General features: G+C 33.3%; 2 protein-coding genes. Both read left to right on the plus strand.

All coding sequences use genetic code 11. The features are described 5' to 3' along the window. Positions 1-85 precede the first annotated feature (85 nt). On the plus strand, positions 86-379 hold the full coding sequence (locus tag WA340_RS12825) for a type II toxin-antitoxin system HigB family toxin (protein ID WP_336129379.1): 294 nt from the start codon (positions 86-88) through the stop codon (positions 377-379). 2 nt (positions 380-381) lie between these two features. Next, entirely contained in the window at positions 382-738 is a 357-nt protein-coding gene (locus WA340_RS12830; RefSeq protein ID WP_336129378.1) for a helix-turn-helix domain-containing protein, read from the plus strand. Positions 739-883 lie beyond the last annotated feature (145 nt).

Consider the following 883-nt stretch of genomic DNA (forward strand, 5'->3'; position numbering starts at 1 on the left):
AGACCGTTGGCAACAAGCTGAAAAAAAATTAAAATATTACCATTTTGGTAACTTTTTTATTATATTTGCGACAAACAAGTATAATGTGCGAGTAATAGCAAAACGAACTTTACGGGATTTTTGGCAAAAACACGCTGATTGTGAGGAACAATTAAAGTCGTGGTACAGAGAAACAGAAAAATCCGAATGGAACAATATCAATGAATTAAAAAATGATTATCCAAGCGCAAGTATTTTAAAAGATAATAGAATTGTATATAACATTAAGGGAAACAATTATCGGTTGATTGTAAAATTCAACTTTGAATACCAAATATGCTGGATAAGATTCATTGGAACTCACGCAGAATACGATAAAATAGACGCAAATAACATCTGATTATGAAAATATCACCGATAAGAAACGAAAAAGACTATCAAAAAGCTCTCGACAGACTTGAGGAAATTTTTGATGCAAAAAAAGGAACGGACGAGGGAGATGAATTGGAAATCCTATCAATCTTGATTGACAGATATGAAAACGAAAAATTCCCAATCGGAATGCCTGACCCAATTGAGGCAATCAAATTCCGAATGGAACAAATGGGAATGAAACAAAAGGATTTGGCAGAAGTCGTCGGATTCAAAAGTAGAGTCAGTGAAATTTTAAGCAAAAAACGTAAACTGACTTTAGGAATGATAAGGAAATTGAATTCAACACTTCATATTCCGACTGAAGTTTTAGTTCAAGATTATTAATAAAAAAGCCAGTTGCCAACACCGTGTATAATTAATTGCTTTGGTCGTTGCCTACTTGGAAAATTCCTTCGGAATTTTCTCGCGTTCGTTTTTGTTTACTAAATTAGTTGCTTAAACACGCAACTAACCATACACAAAACCGTTG

The organism is Mesoflavibacter sp. CH_XMU1422-2, assembly GCF_037029245.1.
In the GTDB taxonomy this organism is placed as follows: Bacteria; Bacteroidota; Bacteroidia; order Flavobacteriales; family Flavobacteriaceae; genus Mesoflavibacter; species Mesoflavibacter zeaxanthinifaciens.

Coding starts and splice junctions, on each gene's coding strand:
- WA340_RS12830 (WP_336129378.1), top strand. CDS start 382: ATGAAAATATCACCGATAAGAAACGAAAAAGACTATCAAAAAGCTCTC.